This window comes from Bacillota bacterium (assembly GCA_018818595.1).
Lineage (GTDB): Bacteria > Bacillota_I > Bacilli_A > Izemoplasmatales > Hujiaoplasmataceae > JAHIRM01.
In genome coordinates, this window is the sequence record JAHIRM010000005.1 from 94,833 (window position 1) to 115,541 (window position 20,709).

18 protein-coding genes are annotated in these 20,709 nt (G+C 33.0%); 13 read left to right on the forward strand and 5 right to left on the reverse strand.

From position 1 onward, the window contains the following. Nucleotides 1-58: 58 nt before the first annotated feature. The 3 genes from KJ971_01395 to KJ971_01405 are packed head-to-tail and all read right to left on the reverse strand — an operon-like array spanning nt 59 to nt 1,562. A complete protein-coding gene (locus KJ971_01395) occupies nt 59-727 on the reverse strand; it encodes an RDD family protein (GenBank protein ID MBU1144497.1) in 669 nt (222 codons plus the stop codon). Further along, on the reverse strand, nt 727-1,173 hold the full coding sequence (locus KJ971_01400; GenBank protein ID MBU1144498.1) for an NfeD family protein: 447 nt from the start codon (nt 1,171-1,173) through the stop codon (nt 727-729). The genes KJ971_01395 and KJ971_01400 overlap by 1 nt, the downstream gene beginning before the upstream one ends. A gap of 5 nt (nt 1,174-1,178) precedes the next feature. Then, nucleotides 1,179-1,562: a hypothetical protein gene (locus KJ971_01405; protein ID MBU1144499.1), complete on the reverse strand. Its 384-nt coding sequence runs from the start codon at nt 1,560-1,562 to the stop codon at nt 1,179-1,181. 169 nt (nt 1,563-1,731) lie between these two features. Between KJ971_01405 and KJ971_01410 the strand changes: the two genes are divergently transcribed. After that, nucleotides 1,732-2,547 (forward strand): hypothetical protein, encoded by an 816-nt coding sequence (locus tag KJ971_01410; protein MBU1144500.1) that lies wholly within the window; start codon nt 1,732-1,734, stop codon nt 2,545-2,547. Nucleotides 2,548-2,642: 95 nt separating this feature from the next. On the opposite strand, the gene mnmE is transcribed toward KJ971_01410, so the two are convergent. Further along, a complete protein-coding gene (gene mnmE / locus KJ971_01415; protein MBU1144501.1) occupies nt 2,643-3,992 on the reverse strand; it encodes a tRNA uridine-5-carboxymethylaminomethyl(34) synthesis GTPase MnmE in 1,350 nt (449 codons plus the stop codon). Nucleotides 3,993-4,058: 66 nt separating this feature from the next. Between mnmE and KJ971_01420 the strand changes: the two genes are divergently transcribed. From KJ971_01420 to KJ971_01475, 12 genes are all read left to right on the forward strand, one after another. Next, the gene (locus KJ971_01420; protein MBU1144502.1) at nt 4,059-4,526 is read left to right on the forward strand and encodes a hypothetical protein; all 468 of its coding nucleotides are present in this window, start codon (nt 4,059-4,061) and stop codon (nt 4,524-4,526) included. Nucleotides 4,527-4,720: 194 nt separating this feature from the next. Continuing rightward, the gene (gene dnaX / locus KJ971_01425; GenBank protein ID MBU1144503.1) at nt 4,721-6,532 is read left to right on the forward strand and encodes a DNA polymerase III subunit gamma/tau; all 1,812 of its coding nucleotides are present in this window, start codon (nt 4,721-4,723) and stop codon (nt 6,530-6,532) included. A gap of 19 nt (nt 6,533-6,551) precedes the next feature. Beyond that, entirely contained in the window at nt 6,552-6,860 is a 309-nt protein-coding gene (locus KJ971_01430) for a YbaB/EbfC family nucleoid-associated protein (protein MBU1144504.1), read from the forward strand. Beyond that, on the forward strand, nt 6,860-7,459 hold the full coding sequence (gene recR / locus KJ971_01435) for a recombination mediator RecR (GenBank protein ID MBU1144505.1): 600 nt from the start codon (nt 6,860-6,862) through the stop codon (nt 7,457-7,459). Before KJ971_01430 ends, recR begins: the two co-directional genes overlap by 1 nt. 88 nt (nt 7,460-7,547) lie before the next feature. Beyond that, entirely contained in the window at nt 7,548-7,865 is a 318-nt protein-coding gene (locus tag KJ971_01440) for a hypothetical protein (protein MBU1144506.1), read from the forward strand. A gap of 174 nt (nt 7,866-8,039) precedes the next feature. After that, complete coding sequence (locus KJ971_01445) at nt 8,040-9,119, forward strand: ABC transporter ATP-binding protein (GenBank protein MBU1144507.1); 1,080 nt, start codon at nt 8,040-8,042, stop codon at nt 9,117-9,119. A 6-nt stretch (nt 9,120-9,125) separates the two neighbouring features. Beyond that, complete coding sequence (locus KJ971_01450) at nt 9,126-10,037, forward strand: sugar ABC transporter permease (GenBank protein ID MBU1144508.1); 912 nt, start codon at nt 9,126-9,128, stop codon at nt 10,035-10,037. Between the two features lie 12 nt (nt 10,038-10,049). Beyond that, entirely contained in the window at nt 10,050-10,985 is a 936-nt protein-coding gene (locus tag KJ971_01455; protein ID MBU1144509.1) for a carbohydrate ABC transporter permease, read from the forward strand. Nucleotides 10,986-11,042: 57 nt separating this feature from the next. Then, entirely contained in the window at nt 11,043-12,671 is a 1,629-nt protein-coding gene (locus KJ971_01460) for an extracellular solute-binding protein (GenBank protein ID MBU1144510.1), read from the forward strand. An 18-nt stretch (nt 12,672-12,689) separates the two neighbouring features. Then, nucleotides 12,690-14,153, forward strand: a complete 1,464-nt coding sequence (locus KJ971_01465) for a thermonuclease family protein (protein MBU1144511.1) — start codon at nt 12,690-12,692, stop codon at nt 14,151-14,153. Nucleotides 14,154-14,175: 22 nt separating this feature from the next. Further along, the gene (locus tag KJ971_01470) at nt 14,176-17,406 is read left to right on the forward strand and encodes a lamin tail domain-containing protein (protein MBU1144512.1); all 3,231 of its coding nucleotides are present in this window, start codon (nt 14,176-14,178) and stop codon (nt 17,404-17,406) included. Nucleotides 17,407-17,637: 231 nt separating this feature from the next. Further along, the gene (locus KJ971_01475) at nt 17,638-19,488 is read left to right on the forward strand and encodes a lamin tail domain-containing protein (protein MBU1144513.1); all 1,851 of its coding nucleotides are present in this window, start codon (nt 17,638-17,640) and stop codon (nt 19,486-19,488) included. Nucleotides 19,489-19,547: 59 nt separating this feature from the next. Here the strand turns inward: KJ971_01475 and KJ971_01480 are convergent, their stop codons facing one another. Further along, nucleotides 19,548-20,588, reverse strand: coding sequence for an endonuclease (locus tag KJ971_01480; GenBank protein MBU1144514.1), 1,041 nt, complete (start codon nt 20,586-20,588; stop codon nt 19,548-19,550). Nucleotides 20,589-20,709: the final 121 nt, after the last annotated feature.

The following is a 20,709-nucleotide window of genomic DNA, read 5'->3' on the forward strand; positions in this document are numbered from 1 at the left end:
TATTTTTTTGTGATTATTAAATATTTTTGAAATCTTTTAGTAAATCCTATCTTAAAATCTAATATCCATATCCGGCCTTTACGACACTCATTTTCAATAAAATATCGCGTAATGTAGACCTTTTTCTGGTAAAAGACATTAATCCTAAATCGATAATTAATGATAACAGAAATAAAATAGCTCCTGCATACATGCTTACTACAAAAACCAACACGATAAAGAAATATTTTAAGACAATATCGTGGAAGAATACTGATAAAACATTGACTGGACCATCTAATTTAATTTGCAACAACGTTCGACCCAACGTTCGGCCTTTGGTCGCAACTGCATAGATAGACATTAAAATGAGAAAACCAAAAGTAAAGTAATAAATAGTACTGATAAAATAACCAGTTAATGGACGATTATAGGGTTCAATATCCACCGTATTTTGTTCATCTAAGACATTTACCTTTTCTTGGTAATTCAATTTTACTTCATCAATTAGAAGTTGATCTTCTCCAGCGAGTTCAAGTTGAGCATTATATTCTTCTTGAAGTAATGCTAAATCAGAGTTATAAACATCGATAATTTCTGAATAAGTGGCGAAAATTTCATCAAAATCAGGAACTTGATTTCTTAAAAGCGTTCTTCCAAATAAAGCAAACGTAGCATAAACTATAATAAATACAATCGTGATGTCAATAAGCGATGAAATCGCTCGTTTAAGAAATCCTGCATTCATTAGTTTTTTCTAACCACTAATTTTACGCCATCGATTGAAAGAACCTCAACTTTTTCAGTTAATTGAATATCTTCGTTTGCAATAGCGGTCCAGATTTTTCCATCGATTTTAACTTCTCCTCTTTCGCCATCTAAAATCGCTTTTGTACAAATCGCAATTTTTCCTATTAGTTTGTCTGAATTCGTTTTAATTTCGTTTTTACGAATGTACTCTCTAAATAATGGGCGAAGTCCTAAAAGAAGAAGAACGGAAACGATGATAAAAATTACAACTTGTAAAATAATATAATCTGGGAGAAAAATAGCGACAATCAGCGCGAAAAAAGCTCCTACTGAAAACCAGATACTTGTAAGATCCATAGTGGACGCTTCAATGATTCCAGCGAAAATAATTAATCCAAACCAAACATAAATCATTATGGTCCCTGTCTCTATTGTTAATACCATAATCATTACACCTCTCTATTCTTTAAGTCAATGATCAACGCATTTTCTTTTTTATTCCAATAAGCCTTGAATTTGTAAGATTGATTATTAGAAAAATCCAATTTTAATTCATCAGATATTTCTTTTAAAAATAATTTATTACAAATTCTTGAATAACTTGATTTAACCGTTATGTTGTGTTGCTGTTCTTCAGGAACATATCCCAAGCCAATTTCTTCTTTTGTAATTGGTTTTATAGCAATTAATTGACTAGAGCTATCAAATCCCAGTAAAACAACATAAGCATTTTCAAAGTAAGCAGTAGCGGATTTATTTAAAGTAATGTTTGCTTCATAAAGCGTAGCAATATCATCGAGAGGCTTCTTTGAAGCCCAAACGAAATTTGTCATTGTCTCAACCTCCATTATAATACGATTTCTATCTATTACTAATTATATCACTTTATTTCCAATATATCAAGAATTATTTTTAATTATTTTTGATTATTTGTAATTACATTAACGTTTACAAACCATACTTTATTGTGTATAATAGAGTTATATTTCGAGGTGAAGTTATATGAGAGAATTTACTTTTCAACAAAATGTAGAAAGAAGTTTGATGAAAAAATTTAAAGGGCCAATCTTTTCTAAATTTTTAAAAGCGATTGAAGAATATGATTTGATTAAAGATGGAGATAAAGTTGCGGTTGCCTTAAGCGGAGGAAAAGATTCGCTATTGCTCGCAAAATTATTTCAAGAAATAAAGCGCCATAATCACGTGTCAATTGATTTGGTTTTTATTACAATGGATCCGGGATTTGATAAAGCTCATTTGGATCTTCACCTGAATAATTGCAAAAAATTAGGGATAGAAGTAAAAGTACTTGAGTCAAATGTTTTTGATATTTCAAACAAGATGTCTCCTGAATCTCCTTGTTTTTTATGCGCTAGGATGAGAAGAGGGTTTTTGTATAAAGTTGCAAAAGAAAATGGTTGCAATAAATTAGCTCTCGGACATCATTTTGATGATGTGATTGAAACGACTCTTTTAAATGTTTTTTATACAGGTACATTTAAAACTATGTTACCAAAGGCTCGATCAAAAAACTATTTGGACATGGAGCTTATAAGGCCTATGTATTTAATAAAGGAAAAAGATATTATTCACTTTTCAAAATATCACCATTTGGAAACAATGGCTTGTGGATGTAAAATTGCTAGTTGTGAAATAGATTCAAAACGGAAAGAAATGAAAGATTTAGTTAGTCAAATGCGAAAAATTTATGTAAACACAGATATAAATATATTTAGATCTGCAGAAAACGTTAATATAAAAGGCGTTTTAGGATATTATGATGATGAAGAAAAGACTTCATTTTTAGATGATTACTAGGATTATATCAAATATACGTGTTGAAATTGTGAAATAAAAAAGCACACGAGTGAAAAATCGTGTGCTTTCTTTTTCTAAATGTTTCACGTGAAACGTTACTTGCCTAAACAAAATTTCGAAAATAATAATGATATTAAATGATCGCTTGAATTATCACCCGTGATTTCTCCCAAAGTAGCCCAAGCGTGTTTTAAATCTATTTCCACCATATCGATTGGCATTCTATTTTTTGAAGCAAATAAAGAATCTTCCATTGAAAGCAAGGTCTCTTGAAGTTTTGCTATATGTCTAACGTTGGATAAAACGGTTTCGTGATTCTCAAGAATAGCTTCATTTATGAATAAACTTTTAACTTCTTTGGCTAAATCTTCTAATCCAAAATTGTTTTTAGCAGAAATATTTAGAACTTTTTCACTTTCCAAATCAATTTTCTTTCCTAAATCGATCTTGTTTCCTACAAGAATTCTTGTTTTGTCTTTTGTTAAATCTAGAAGATTCATATCTAAGTCGGTAAGTGATTGACTTTGATCTAGAACGAGAAGAATTAATTCGGCGTCTAAAATCGCGTTTTTCGCTTTTTCTACTCCGATTTTTTCGACAAAATCTGATGTTTCTCGTATTCCTGCGGTGTCGATTAATTTTAAAAGAATTCCGTTTAAATCGAGTTCAGCTTCGATTAAATCTCTAGTTGTTCCTGAAATTTCGGTCACGATTGCTTTTTCTTCTTTTAACAACGAGTTTAGCAAACTTGATTTTCCAACATTGGGTTTCCCAATAATAACGGTTTTAATGCCGTCTCTAATAATTTTACCAGTGTTTGCCTTTTCAAGAATGATTTTGATTTTATCGATTAAAAGAATGATTTTAGGAATAATAATTTCATCTGTCATAATTACGACATCGTCGTATTCTGGATAATCAATATTGACTTCAATTTGAGCTACAATTTCCAAAATTTCATCTTGGAGTGAATGAATTAATTTGCTTAAATCTCCATTCAAAGCATTACCAGCAATTTGAAGTTGAGCTTTCGTTTTTGCATTAATAATGTCCATAATACTTTCCGCTTCAGCCAAATCAATTCTGCCATTTAAAAATGCTCGTTTTGTAAACTCTCCTCTTTCGGCCATGCGAGCGCCGTTTTTTATCAAAAGTTTAAGGATTTCATTTGCAATAAAATTGCCGCCATGGCAAGAAATTTCTGCCATGTTTTCTTTTGTAAAGGATTTTGGTTTTTTGAAGAGAGAAACCATTACTTCGTCAACAAGATCTTCTTTATCAATTAAATGACCATAAACCACAGAGTTTCCGGATTCTTCTAAAAGATTTTTTCCAACAAAAATCTTGTTCACAAGTTCTATTGCATCTTCTCCAGAAACACGAATAATGTTTAGAGCGCTTACTCCATTTGCGGTAGCTTTACCGACGATTGTATCAAATATCATAATATCACCATAAATATTTTACCATAAATCATTGAAAATATTGTATAATACTTTTAGGTGATATGAATGAAACAATATAAAAAACCGCTTAAATTTTATCTTATGATTTTTGCATTTTCTTCAATTCTTATTTTGGGGTATACTATTTATATGGTTGTTAAAGAAGGAAGAGCCTTGTCTGAACTATACAGTTTGTGGGGATTGCCCTTTTTTGTAACAATAATATATTATGGTGGAGATAATTTGCTCCAAAAGATTACAAATAGAAAGAAGAAAATTGATTATGAAGCGTTATTTCTCGATGAAATAGGGCAACGAATGAGAGAATCAAAACAATTTTTAATCGAAGAATTTCGAAAATTACAAAACAGTACTAAATTTCAAGAAAGCCTAAGAATTGCTTATCTTATCCATCAAAACGGAGAAACGGAACAGCTTACAATAAGCAAATTAGAAAAACGTTTTAATGATAGAACGCTTGAGGCCAGAGCAATGAGTTTTGTTATAAAATATTTACAAGAAAAAATTGAATAGATATTGAAAAAGCCATATGAAAAGGGACTGAAATCGAGTATAATATAAGAGTAGCTTTCGGTTAAAAAAAATAGATTTAGACACAAAATTTTATCTTATATAAGATGATTTAATACCTTTAAAAAAAGACAATATAAATAATCAATAACAACGAATAAAGCAGTGAAAATATTACTTAAGAAAGGCGATGAACTATGAGCTATCGTGCACTATATCGGACGTATCGTCCTATAGATTTTAATGAAGTAGCAGGACAAAAACACATTACTACTACTTTGCAAAATGCTTTAAAAAACGGAAAAGTCCAACATGCCTATTTGTTTAGCGGTCCAAGAGGAACTGGAAAAACATCGATTGCAAAGATTTTCGCCAAAGCAATTAATTGTGAATTAGCACCAGTTGCAAATCCTTGTAATATTTGTGAAAATTGCAAAGGGATTCAAGATGGGTCAATTAACGATGTAATCGAAATTGATGCAGCGAGCAATAATGGGGTAGATGAAATTAGAGAAATTCGCGATAAAGTGAAATACTTGCCGGGATATGTGAAATTTAAAGTATATATCATTGATGAAGTTCACATGCTTTCTACGGGGGCTTTTAATGCATTGCTTAAAACGCTTGAAGAACCACCTGCGCATGTAATCTTTGTTTTGTGTACCACCGAACCACAAAAGATACCTTTAACCATACATTCTAGGTGTCAACGCTTTGATTTTAAAGCCATTACTCCTTCAGAAATTATAGGAAAATTAAATGAAATTATCCAAAAAGAAAATATAAAAATCGATTCAAATGCAGTGGAACAAATTGCAATTTATGCTGAAGGTGGATTAAGAGATGCTATTGGGCTTTTGGATCAAGTAAACTCTTTTAGTCCAGAAGGAATTATCTTAGATGATGTGAATCAAATTTGTGGAGCTGTCTCTTTTCAAAAACAAATTGAAATAGTCGATGCTATCATGGAGATGAATTCAACTAAAGCGATTGAAGCAATGGATCAACTGATAATTGAAGGCAAAGAAATTCAAAAAATAGCGTTGAATTTACTCGAATTTTTCAGAGACACTTTAATGCTTAAAAATGTTGGAGCAACAGAAAATACTAGTAATCTATTTAAAAACGAACAATTTATTCAACTTTCAAAAACGATGAGTAATCGAAGAATATTCTTTTACATTGATATTTTAAATAAAGCCTTGAGTGAAATTAAATGGAGCAACAATCCAAAATTATTTCTAGAATTAGCTATAATTAAAATGACGGATACGGAACCAACAAGCGATGCCAAACTCATGGACGCAGTCGAAAAATTGGAACATAGAATGACAGACCTTGAAACAAGAGAACCCATTATTCTTCAACCCGAAATTTTAATTGAAGAAGAGGATCCTTTTGAATCTTTAGATGTAAAAGAAGAAACGAAAGACGAAGAGAAAGAAAAAACCGCTGAATCAGAGCCAGAAACCATAAAAATCCAAAAGGAATTATGTGAAGATATTTCTAATACATACAAAATAGAGTTTGTTGAAGACGTTCTTAATAATGGAGATAGAGAGGATAAAATTCATTTAATAAACAACTGGAATTTGCTTACTCAAAACAATCCTTCAGGAATTCATTCTCAATATGCTTCTGTTTTTGAAGGCGGAACGTTAGTCGCAAGTTCATATGATAAAATTATTGTGACTTATTCAAGCGCGGGGCCATGCAATAGACTGATGAAACCATCTGTCAAAAAAACGGTAAAAGAAGTTTTGGAAAAGGCATTTAATCGAACATTGGATTATATCGCGTTACCAGAAGACGTTTTCCAAACAATTTCAGATGAATTTGCATTGCTTTGGCGCCAAGGGAAAAGGCATATTAAATTATCTAAAATTGTTTGCCAAGATTTAAGAGATGTTTCTATAGAACTTGCAGTTGAAGTTGAAACCGAAAAAGAAAAAAAAGTAATAGCGGATGCGATAGATTTATTTGGAGATATTGTGACAATAAAAAAATAGTGGATAGGAGTGAGAATATATGATAAATCCACAAATGATTAAAAAAATTCAAAAAATGCAAGAGGATTTAAAAAAAGCGCAAAGTGAAATAAATGCGTCTACATTTTATGGACAAGCAGGAGGATCCGTTGTTAAAGTTGCTGTTAAGGGCACAAAAGAAGTCGTATCCATCGAAATAAAGAAAGATGAAATTGATTTATCCGATATTGAGATGCTTCAAGACCTCTTAGTTGTTGCATTAAATGATGCATTTAAAAAAGTAGATAAAGAATTAGAAGAAACCCTTGGAACGGTAACACAAGGAATGAAAATGCCGGGGATGTTCTAATGCATTTTCCAAAGGTGTTAGAAGATTTAGTAACTGAATTTATGAAATTTCCAGGTATTGGCAGAAAAACAGCAGAACGATATGCACTTTTTACTATCAATCAATTAGATAAAGAATCAGCAGAACAATTTTCAAAAGCTATATTGGATGTAAAAAACAAAATTTTTACTTGTTCTGTGTGCGGTCATTTGACTGATGTCGATCCTTGTGAAATCTGTAAAGATTCTAATCGAGACTTAAGCAAAATGATGGTAGTTGAATCTGCAAAAGACGTATTTACCATTGAAAAATCAGGGTATTTTAATGGGCATTATCACGTGTTAAACGGAGCGATTTCACCTATGAACGGAATAGGCCCTGATGAGCTTAATTTGCCCAAACTTTGGAATCGAATTCAAAACGAAACTGTGAAGGAATTAATTATTGCAACTTCTGGGACACAAGAAGGAGAAGCAACGGCTATGTACATCAATCGAGTTTTAAAAAATATGGATATTTTAGTGACAAGAATTGGATATGGAGTTCCTGTAGGCTCTAATTTAGAATATGCGGATGATATGACTTTATCTAAGGCAATAGAAAATAGAAGGAAGTTTTAAAATTAGATAAATTCTTCTTTAAGTTTTCAAATATTATGCTATAATAATAGTACGTAGAAATTAATTTCAAAGAATAGGGGTGAAAGATGTGTCAATCTTTCAAAATAATCTGTTTTTAGCAATTATGGATCAAGTAAACGAATTTTTACAAGAATACTTAGATTACATTTTTAACTTTTTAGCAGATCTACCTGTATGGGCTCAAGGAGCAATCTTTCTTGGCTTAGGACTTTTTGCTATAGTGGGGTTATTCGTATTTTTTAAAAAATTTGTGAAATTATTTATTGGACTTGCAATCTTGGGCGTGATTGTTTATTTGGTTTGGGATAATACGACGATTATACAAGATTTGTTAGGTAGCGTAACCGGAGGAAGCATCATCAGCATTAAAGCATTTATGCAATAAATGAGGATATTACCTTTTCAAATAAAGGTACCTCTTTTTTTTTCCACTTTTTTTTAGAAAAATCAGGGGTTATTGGCATAATCTTTTCAAAAGTATATATATTTATATATATAACTTAGCTTAGAAATATGTTATAATTACATAAAGAGTAAAAATTGATAGGAGACAGAAATTATGGAAATTAGAATGGCAAACTTAACCAAAATTTTTACTAGCAAGAACAAAAAAGAGGTTCGAGCGGTAGATCACGTTGATTTGACAATCCCATCTGGAAAATTAATTGGGTTATTAGGACCTTCAGGGTGCGGCAAATCAACTACCTTATATTTAATTGCTGGATTATTAAAACAAAATGAAGGGCAAATCTACTTTGCTGAAGATGAAGTATCAGATACTCCTCCCGAAAAAAGAGGAATTGGGTTAGTATTTCAAAATTATGCACTGTACCCTCATATGACTGTAAGAGAAAATATTTTATTTCCTCTTCAAAATTTAAAGGTTGATAAAGAAGAGGCCAAACAAAGAACGATGGAGATGGCTGAATTAGTTGGATTACAAGAGATGCTTGATCGTAAGCCAAAAGAATTATCTGGTGGTCAACAACAACGTGTTGCAATCGCAAGAGCACTAGTAAAAAAACCAAGAGTATTATTGCTTGATGAGCCATTATCTAATTTAGATGCAAGACTTCGTCTTCAAACTAGAGAAGAAATTAAACGTATTCAAAGAGAAACTAAAATTACTACCGTATTTGTTACCCATGATCAAGAAGAAGCAATGTCAATATCAGACGAAATAGTCGTTATGAAAGATGGAGTTATTCAACAAATGGGAGAACCACAATTCGTTTATGATTTTCCAAAAAATTTATTTGTTGCTAAATTTTTAGGAAATCCACAAATCAATGTGTTTGATGGAGAAATCGTAAACAAACAAGTTCTTATCAATAATATGGTTATTGGCACATCAAAATTAGCTGACCAAAAAGTTTTTATAGGCATTCGCCCAGAAGGATTTTTAGTTGATAAGAAAAAAGAAAGTCCATTCAATTTTGAAATCGATTTAATTGAAACCATTGGTCGTGATACGACACTTATTATTGAAATCCCCGGAAACGAAGGCGGTCTTTTAGACAAAAATACATTTAAGGCAATTGTAGATGCAGAACACAAAATTACCTTAGGACAAAAAGTTCACTTTAATATTAAACCAGAAAAAATGCATCTTTTTGATTTGTCAGGGAAAGTGCTTTAATTACATATGGAAACAAAAAACAATTTAAAAGCGTGGCTATATTTAGCCCCTCTATTAATATTAATGGGAGTATTTATTTTTTATCCATTAATTAACGCCTTTATCATTTCCGTCTATGAAAATTATGAGCCATTGGCAAACAATGGTGTTGGACAAGCAACGGGATTTACTCTATTAAACTTTGTTAAAATAATAAATGACCAATTATTTTGGCAAGCATTAAAAAACACGTTTGTAATTGCTTTTATTTCAGTGCCTATATCAATCATTTTGTCGCTTGTGATTTCGGTTGCATTGAAATCTATTCCAAAATTAACAGGATTTTTTCAAACAATATTTTTCTTACCTTATGTGACGAATGCCATTGCAATTGGTATGGCATTTGCCTTTATGTTTCATACGAATTACGGGTTATTTAATTACATATTAACAATTTTTGGATTAGATCCTATAAACTGGATTGGAGGAACCTCCTCCTGGTTTGCTCAAATGAGTGCTTTATTAATTTTTACCATTTGGAGCGGACTTGCTTTTAAAATTTTAGTGTTTACGAGTGGACTACAAAATATAGATAAACAATATTATGATGCTGCAAAAATTGATTCCGCATCGAAATGGACTGTATTTAAACGAATTACTGTTCCGCTTCTATCTCCGCTGATTTTATACATTTCAATTACAGCGATGATTGGCGCATTAAAGGCCTATAATTCTGTTATTGGTCTATTTGGAGACAGATTAGGGGCAACACCATATTCAATGATAACAATTGTTGCCTTTGTATATCGTTACCGTTCAAGTTATACTGACCCTGGGTATATCAGTTATGCCGCAGCCTCAGCAATTATTCTATTTGTGATTACAGTTATTTTCTCCTTAATTCAAGGGGCAATAAGTCGCAAAAGAGTACATTATTAGGAGGTGATGACGATGGCAGATATTTTTGTTGAAAACGAAAAAGCGTATAAACGCAAAAAAATTATTTCTAATGTTGTTACATATTCCTTTCTTGTTTTTGTTTCGATTGCTATTTTGATTCCGTTTTATTGGATGATTCTTACCTCTTTAAAAAATCAAGTTGAAATTGAACAATTACCACCAATACTAGCAATGGCCCCAGGAGACTGGAAAATTGCAAATTATACGGACCTATTTACATCGATTGTTCCAAGCGGTCCTAGAGAAGGGGAGCCATTATTTCCATTTTTCACTTATATGGGAAACACGATTCTTGTATCCTTATTAACTACGGTTGGAACAGTGACGACTACAGTTCTTGCAGCTTTTGCTTTTGCAAGGCTTCATTTTAAAGGAAGGAACACCTTGTTTGCTATTTTGCTTGCAACGATGATGGTTCCAGGCGAAATTTTTATTCTTACAAATTTTTTAACCATCAATAAATTTGGATGGTATGATATTTTGACCCAATCTTATTCGGACGCAATATTAGCGATGACAATTCCGTTTATGGTGAGTGTTTTCTATATATTCTATTTACGACAAACATTCAAACAAATTCCAAACGAATTATATTACGCCGCAAAAGTGGACGGAACATCAGATTTTAAATACTTAACAAAAATTATGATTCCAATTGCTTTACCAACCATTGTTACAATTATTATTTTAAATTCAATGGGTGCATGGAGTGCTTATATTTGGCCAGCGATGGTTACTGCAAGTGATAAATATAAGTTAGTAAGTAATGGGCTTCGTGGAGCGTTTACGGATACTTCAACAGGACGAACCGATTATGGACAACAAATGGCAGCAGCAGCGCTTGTTACTTTACCGTTATTAATTGTATTCTTTACTTTTAGAAAACAAATTATGCGTGGAGTATCAAGAAGTGGTATAAAAGGATAAACCCATTATTATGGTTTATACATATAATGAACAGATTAAATAATATAGGAGGAAAAAATGAAAAAAATTCTTTTTAGTTTACTAACCGCATTACTTGTAGTTGGATTTTTGGGTTGTGTTCCTGTTGGATCGACAACCACAACAACAACTGCAACGGAGCAAATTTTAGAAGAATTACCTAGCGATGAAGTAGAAATAACTTTCTGGCATATTTATGGCGAAGGTAAATCTGCATTACTTGATGCAATGATTGCTGAATTCGAAGCAATGTATCCAAACGTTACGATTGTTTCAACATCACAATCGGATTACAACACATTAAGAGAAAAAATCAACTTAGGAATCTCGGTTGAACAAGTTCCTACAATGGCTTTAGGATATCCTGACCATTTTGCTGGATATATTACAGCGGGAGCGGTAGTATCATTAGATCAATTCATCGAGAGCACTAAAGTTTATGAAGTTACGGATTCTTCATCTTCGATTTTTGGAGAAACGGTTTCAACTGCAATTGATTTATCTGATTATTTGCCAACCTATTTAGCAGAAAATAATCAATATCAAGGCGGATATTATTATTCGTTACCTTTTTCAAAATCAACTGAAACAATGGCTGTAAACCGTGACGTTTTAAAACATCACATTACTGAAATTAGAGCAGCTGGAATTACAATTTCTGACGAAGGGTTCTTGCCTCACGATACGCCACTTAGTTATACTGAATTAGCTCTTTTACAAGATATTATCGTCGATACTTCGGGAGCAAATGCAACTGAAATGCAATGCGAGTATCTGTTAAACTTTGATTCCTCTGGGAACTTATTTATCAATATGAGTCGTCAATGGAATGCTGGTTATACTAATTTAGCTGGAGAGATTTTAATCGATAACGATACAACAAGAAATATGTTAGATTATTTAGACGCTATGTTCCAAAGCAATTTATTAGTTTTACCAATTAATTGGGATCAAACTTATGGGTCTTATAACTTTATTTATGGTGATGTATGTATGACTGTTGGCTCAACCGCAGGAGTTTCTTATAACATCCCAAGTACTGCTTATGAATTATCATCTATGAAACTTGGAATTTTTAAAGTAGATTTTCAACAAATTCCTCAATTTGTTGAAAACGAAGATGATGAATTTACGGTTTCAGTAAATGACGCAGATGTTACAATAAATGGATCACTTTCTGCAGTTCAACAAGGACCTAATGTTGGAATCTTCTCAAAAGCAACAAGTGCACAAAAACTTTACGCAATGTTGTTAATTAAATTTTTAACAAATACTGATAATACAGCAAGATGGGCTATGGATACTGGATATCTTCCTGTTCGTCTATCAACATACGCGAGTATTAATCCAATTGAATTAACAAGTACTTTTTCTGCAACTTATACCGAATTCTTAGCAATCGCTCAAGATTATTGGGCAGCAGATGCGGATGTTGATTGGGTATTAACCGATGAAAGATGGGATTATTTATATTCATCAATGGTCGCAAATGTTGCAAGGTATCAAACAGAATACTTCCAATATGACCCAGCTTTTGCAGCGGCATCAAGTAGTGCCGGTTCAGCGACAGCTCGTGTTGAAGCGGGATATTGCTTGGAAAATATTTATACATTAAATAAATCACCAGAAGAAGCATTAAGTTTTATGATTAATCAATTAAGCTGGTAAGAAAAAGGACTGAATTAAATGTTTAAAAAAATATCAAAAATTATATTTGCTGCATTTATACTTGTTTTCTTAGGTGGTTGTCAAACAACAACAACTACCACGACAGAAGACCTAAATGTTGCATTGCCAGATCTTACAGGCTTATCTAGAACAGAAATTGCCGATTCGTTAGAAAATCTTGACTTAATAGTGAATTTTCGTTTTGACGTATCCGTGATATATGAAAGCGATGATGAGTATGATAAGTTTGTACAGTATGGATCTGATAGAATTGCAGGAGATATAGTTGCAAAAGGAACAGAAATCAGCGTTTATACCACTCCGCTCAATTTAAGTATTAATTACTTATATCGATTAGATGAATTCTTTGATGAAGATTCAAATAATCTTCAACTAGTAGAATCTGATTATACAGGACAAGAATTCATAGCGGATGGAATTGGTGAAGTAACGGTTTATCGATTTGTGGATGGAGATACGACTTGGTTTCAAAGCGGATCTGAATCCTTCTCAGTTAGATATTTGGGTATTGATACACCAGAATCAACTGCGCTCTATCAAGCATGGGGCAAAGCGGCTTCTAATTACACCATAGAAAGACTTGAAAATGCTGAAAAAATTGTTTTACAAGCTGAAGGAGAACGTTTAGATGGAAATGGACGTTATTTAGCTTGGGTATGGTACATTCCAAGTGGCGAAGATCAATTTGTTTTATTGAATTTAGAATTAGTTGAATTAGCTTACTCTAAGAATAAAGTATCTACTGGTTCAAAATACACAGAGATTCTTACGTTAGCCGATTGGGATGCATCACTTACAAAAAGACGTGTTTGGGGAGAACTTGATCCCTACTACGACTATAGTAAGGAAGGAACACAAATGTCCATTGAATATTTGATGAATAATTTTAACGATTTTGTAGGACTAAAGGTTGTTGTATCAGGTATTATAACCAAAATGGTTGGACAAAGTGTTTATTTGCAAGAAGAATCAGGATATGGCATTTGTATGTATATAGGATATACCACATCTGCCCAATTACAAATTGGGGCAAATGTGACAGTTGGTGGATTGGTTCCAACGTATTATAGTGGATCACCACAAGTATCAAATTTTTCAAAAACAAATCTTACAGTTAATGAAGAAATATTTAACACAGATCCAGTTATTATTGATTACAACGATTTTAGTTTCATACAAATTGGAAGTATTGTTAAGCTTGAACATTTAAACATTACTTCAATTAGTACTTCAAGTATTCATGTTGAAGATGCAGATGGAAATACTTTTATCGTGAGAATTGATGACGCTTCTGGATTAACCGCTTCAATACTTGGCATTAGCGCCGGACAAACCATTACTGTTATTGGACCTTTAAGTTACTATGATTTTAATTTTGATATTAATTCTGAATCATATGTATTCTTAAAATCCAATTATCAATTAATGTTGACATCTAGCGATGATATAGAGATTGAATAAAAATTAAAAATAGGAGGGCATTATGAAGTTAACTTTAAAGAAATTTGCAATACTTGCTTTTGTAGGTGCATTCTTTCTTGGGCTTGTAGGATGTACAACAACAACTACACTAGCAGAAATGACTGACACTGAAAAAGTACAAGCTGTATTAGATGGTATCAGTTTAGGTGACATTTCAGCAGTTACTGAAAATTTAACCTTACCGGCACCTACGACAAATGGAGTGGCTGTAACTTGGTCATCCGCTGACACAAATTTTATTTCCAATTCAGGGGAAGTTACAATTCCTAGCTTTACAGCCGGAGATCAAGAAGTAATTTTAACAGCTACCGCTATATTAAATACTGTTACACTTACTAAAACGTTCACCGTTACTGTTACCAAAGAAGCTGCAGCAACTTATTTAGCAAGAGCAGCAGCGGCCATCATTATTGATGGAAGCGATCAAGTTACAGCTAATTTCCAATTGCCAGCAACGGCTTTAGGCGCAACAGTGACTTGGGTTTCATCAAACCCTACAATGGCTTCCATTGCAACTACAGCAGTTGATGGATTCTATCTTGTTACAATTGCTAGACCACAAGTAGACGATGGCGGAGTGAATACTACCGTTACATTAACCGCTACCATTACTTCTGGTACAAATGAATTAGAATCTGTTAAATCTATTCGTGTAATCGCTGAAGAATCTTCAGTAAAAGTAGCGACCATTGCCGAAGGCATGGCTTTAGGCACACATGTTTACGTTACTTATGAAGGCGTTACAATTATTGGAATAGGCACAGATGGAATTTTCTTTACAGATGGAGCAACAATTTTATTTGCTTATGGAGCATCACTTACAACTTCAGTTGTAAAAGGCGATGTTTATGACATTACTGGCGAATTAGCATATTATTATTATGGACCACAATTAGCTGACGCCGCAGCAAATATTGTTAAAGTTGAAGAGTCAAGCGCTGCAGTTTCTACGTTTACACCAATTGTAGCTACAGTAACATCAGCATTAGCAAATCACCCTACTCCTTCAGAAACAAACAAGATGGTTTATACCATTTATGAATTGACTGCAAAAGTCTATTATGATGAAGAATTAGGAGATTATGGAACTTATTTAGTTCCTGCCGATTATGATGTATCTGTTCCTCTTGATTTAGAGGTTACTGATGCGATAAGAGTTTATTACAAATCGAACATGAATGCTATATCCGCTCTTGCAGGAGAAGTAATCACATTTGATTTACTACTTTACGCTTACCATTCAACTTATGGCGATTGGTATTCTTATTTCAATGGAGTATCAAGCGATATTCAAGTATCATTTGCTGACGATCAAGATGCCGTTAACGCAGCTTTAGCATCAATTGAATTCCCAGCAACTGTTATGGATGACACTACTTTAAATTTACCTGCTTCTCTATTTGGAGTTTCGTTATCTTATGTATCAGATACACCTTTAGTTATTAATGCTACCACCGGTGCAATCGATGCATTAAATCAAACAACTCAAGTAACTGTTACAATAACTGTTACTGCAACAAAAGGATCAATCACTAACACACAAGATTTTATAGTCAAAGTTGGAGAAGTTCCACTTATGACAATTGCTGAAGCAACTGATTTAGCAAACGTTGGATCTTTAATCCGTACAAACGGAATTATTACACAAATTAATGGAAACAATGCTTGGATAGAAGACGCTACAGGAGCTTTATATGTTTATTTAGGAGCGATTGCAACTTATGCAAGTAGCATAGTTGTTGGAAATGAAATCCAAGTACAAGGGACTCTATACAATTATCATAATTTATTAGAAGTATCTCCAGTTACAAACATAACTTTACTTCAAACAGCACAAACAGTTCCTGCACCTTTAGAAGTTGTTGGAGCAGACTTAACTACATTACTTGCAAATATAAGTAAACTAGCTAATGTTTCAGGTTTAGTTGTAAAATCAATTCCTACCGTTGGAACATATTCATATACTATTTACTTAACTGACGGAACAGACGACCTACAATTACGCGTTGATTCCTACGGACCTAACTTTGCAGCTATCAATGCAGTTGTTGCAGGCTTAGTTGTTGGACAAAAAGTATCACTTAATGGAATAGTAGTTTCAGTTTATAACTCTGCACCTCAATTAATGTGGTATGAAGTAGCTGAATTGACTTCTGAAGCAATCACAGACGTTGATAAAGTCGATTATGATAAAATGGCACTTCCTGCAACATTAGAACTTGATGAAGATTACACGTTGCCAGTTCCACTTTATGCAGCATTGACTGTAAAAGAAATTTCTACAGAACTTACTGCTTACTTAGCTGATGGTACTACAAAATTAACAGTTACAATTCCAGAAACTGCAGATGCAGTAGGGACAGTAACCTTCACTTATACTTTAAATTCAGTTATAGTAGACGTAGTAGTTAACGTAACAGTAAAAGCAATGACTGAAGCAGATAAACTAGCTTTAGCGCTTGAAGAAATTCCTACAGATATTTATATTAGAGATGCGTATACTCCTTCCGCTTTACTTTATGATGGAGTTTATACTACAATTACTATTTCTGCAGAATTAACAAGCAACCTTACAGAAGCAGCTGGAGTTTTAACATCAAATGCAAGACCTGCAGCTGGTGAAGCAAACGTTGTAGGAACTGTTTCGTATCTTGTAACAATTGGAAGCGCTAGTCAAACAGTGGTAGTTAATGCAACCGTTATGGCTTATGCAGCAGATTTATTCTTCTCTGAGTACATTGAAAGTGACGGAGGAAATGATAAGGCTTTTGAAATCTTTAATGGTACAGGCGCAGACGTTGATTTATCAACATACACCGTTGAACTATATACAAACGGAGCAATTACACCTGCATATAACGTTACCTTATCAGGAACTCTTCTTGCAGGAGATGTTTACGTTATTTATAATTCTGGAGCAGGGGCAGCTATTCTTGCAGCAGGAGATTTATCAAGTTCCTTAACTTATTACAATGGTGACGATGCATTACTATTAAAACACAGTACAGTTGTTATTGATTGTATTGGACGAATTGGAACTGTTGCATTAGAAGCAGATCCAGGATCAGAATGGATAGCTAATGGAGTTTCAACATCAAATATGACTTTACTTAGAATCGCTTCTGTTAACACAGGAGATTCTGACCCATATGATACATTTGATCCAAGTGCAACATGGTATTCACTAGGAGCAAACGTGTTTACAGAAATTGGATCATATACTTCTGAATAAATTTTTTTAGAATATGATTTGAGAAAGTTTCAAAAAGGCATGGCGATAAGCTGTGCCTTTTTTTTCTTTTTTATCAAATTATTAATGTAAATCAATTTATATTATTCTATAAATATCAGAAGCACGAAAAAATCATATTAAAATCAATAAATTAATGTAAATCAATTTATGAAAAACAAAGCATCTATGTTATAATTGATGTACAATTACAGTTAAGGGAGATTATATAATATGAACCAAAAAAAATGGATTCTAAGTGTTGTACTTATTTTTTTAGCTTTTGGCTTGTTTGCTTGTGATAAAGTAACAACCACTACAACAACTACCGAATCAACACTAATTAGCTCTTCAGAAACAACAACGACATCTGCGACCGTATCCATTCAAACGCTTTTAGAGAATGCTTCGAATTTGGTTATTATTTCTAATGCAGATAACATGATTATGAGTTTTACTTTACCTGCTGAAGTAGGATCAGCTACAGTCTCATGGGTAAGCGCAAATACAGAATATATCAGCATTGCATCAACTGTTACTGCAACGAGTGAGAATATACTAGTTTATCAAGCTACGGTTAAACAACCTTCTGAATCAGTGGGAGATGTAACGGTTGTATTAACAGGAACGTTTACATACGGAGAAGAAACTTATCAAAAAGATTTTTCAATTCGAGTTAGAGGAGAAGTAGGACTATCAACTTATAGCACTCTTTTAGATTTACATAATTCAGCTTCTATTAATGATTTAGTTACCGCTTCAGGGTTTGTCTATTCAACCTATTCAAGAGGATATTTCATTCAAGATGCTAGTGGTGCATTTTTAAACATTTATACCACAGCGGAAAATACAGCATTAGTTCATGTTGGAGACGAAGTTAGAATTAAAGGAACTTACGCAAAATATCATTCTTTATATCAAGTAACTTCTTTGACAGAACAAATCGTATTAAATTCAAATAACGTTGTTACAGTAGACAAAATAGCATTATCTAATCCGGCGGATTTATTGGATATTGATCCAACAAATAAATTATTAAATGGACAAACATATACCATTACAGTAACACCAATGCTTTTAGCTCAAGGAATTGGAGAAAACATTTATTTGTTTGCCGGTTCAACAAGAGTTGCCACCGTTTATTATGGATCTAATTCAGCTTCCATTCTTGCGTTATCTCAATTTGTTGGACAATTGGTAACGATTGATGTTGTATTTTATACCTACTATGAAGCGGGTTCAAGTAGCAATTTAGAACCAACTGTTGACGAAATTTGGATAACATTTGATGGTTTGGAAGGTGATATTGAGGCCGGAGCCATGACAGATGCTGAAAAATTGACCTTAGCTACTGGAGCCATTCAAGAAAGTTATGATATCACTAGTGCTTTTACATTACCAACTCTTTCATTTGGAGAATATACTACCGTGACAGTATCTACTGAAATTAGTGATTATTTAAGTTATGCTGGTGGAGTATTTACAGTAGTAAGACCAGAAGTTGATACAACAGGAACCATTACTATTACAGCAATTTTAAATGAAGAATCAGAGACAATAGATATCGCTATTACTATGAAAGCTGTTGTAGTAGTTGTGCCAGGAGATGACATCTTTATTTCTGAGTATATTGAAGGATCTAGTTTCAACAAAGCAATTGAAATATATAACTCAACTGACGCCCCAATTGATTTGAGTTCATATACGTTAAAAACTTATTTTAATGGTGCATTAACCACTACAGCAACATTAACTTTATCTGGAACATTAGCTCCTGGAGATGTTTATGTTATCGCTCATCCAAGTGCTGCCCCTGCCATTTTAGCGATTGCAGATGCAACAAATGGTACTGTGGTTAATTTTAATGGAAATGACGTTATTGAATTATACAATGGAACCACTTTAATTGATGCAATCGGTCAATTAGGAAATTCATTAGATTTTGCAATAAATGTTACTCTAGTTAGATTCCCAACGATTACGGGCGGAAATATTGATCCAAACGATGTTTTCGATCCAGCAAATGAATGGACTACTTATACAGTAGATACATTCTCATATTTGGGCTTTCATACGGTAGAATAAAATTTAAAAAAGAGTGGAAGTCAAAATTGACTTCCACTTTATTTATATTGTAATTTAAATTAATCTAGATTATCCCAAACTAAATCTACAAATTCTGGGTAATCGATGTATGGATTACGATTGTTTTGATAGAGGAATATTTTTTCATTACGGTTTCGTTCAAAATCATCAACGGGATCAAAATCATTCCACTCTAATAAAACACTTAGCATTGCCATTTGGTGTATTAAAGGAGTTCCATCAATTAATTCTAAAACAGAATACATCGTCATCATATAAAATAAAATACGAGCGATATCGCCTTTTACTTCATCTCTTGGTTCAAAACTGACAACGGTTGTTGAAATGTCGAAATATTTATTCCCACGAGCTGAATTAATGCTAGGCGTTGCTGGTTTTAAGTTGTGTAAGTCTGACGCCATATTTACTTGATTGCCTGCATCTTCATCAAGAAGAGATTGTGGCCAAACATGTTCTTTGTTCCAAGAACCGCCCTCGTCCCAAGTGCTTACGATTGATGTTCCAGAATATACTAAAATAATATTGTTTGCGTTATTTGGATCTTCATCCGTTGTTTGTAATGCAATACTTGCATCGGTATAAATATGCCCTGCATACCCGTTGTTAACAATTGCTCTTAAAGCAAGTAACAAAGGTTCTCCAACTAAATCTTGTGCGTCTTCATAATAAGTTAAGGTAATATCTAGATTCGTACTAGGTTCTTTGATGGTAATTGAAAAGGAAGCAGTATAATCTAAATAACCAATATTAATTGTTATCTCTCCCGGAGTGGAAGAATCAAAACCGGTCATAGTATATAAAGAAGAACTTAAAGGGATTGTTGATCCGCTTGCCTTAACTAAAACGACTGTTATAGAATCATAATCAAAAGATGTGCCAAGATTATATTCCGTTTTTGTAATATTGATTACTTCTATACCAATATTTCCAGTTATGGTTGTAATTGGTAAATCAGTAGAAGTCGTTGAAGTAATTCCTGAAGAAGTCGTTGTTGTAGATAAAGTGTCACATCCAACCAAAACGATTGTAAAAGAGAAAGTTAGAAAAAGAATTATAAATTTTTTAAACAATTTTGTCATTGATTTATCCTCACATGTATCTATATGTTTTATCATTATAACACATAATTTTAGTTTATCAAAGAAGGATTTATTGTATATGAGAAAAAGTTCATCTGGCAAGCGAAATTGTGAAGTCAAA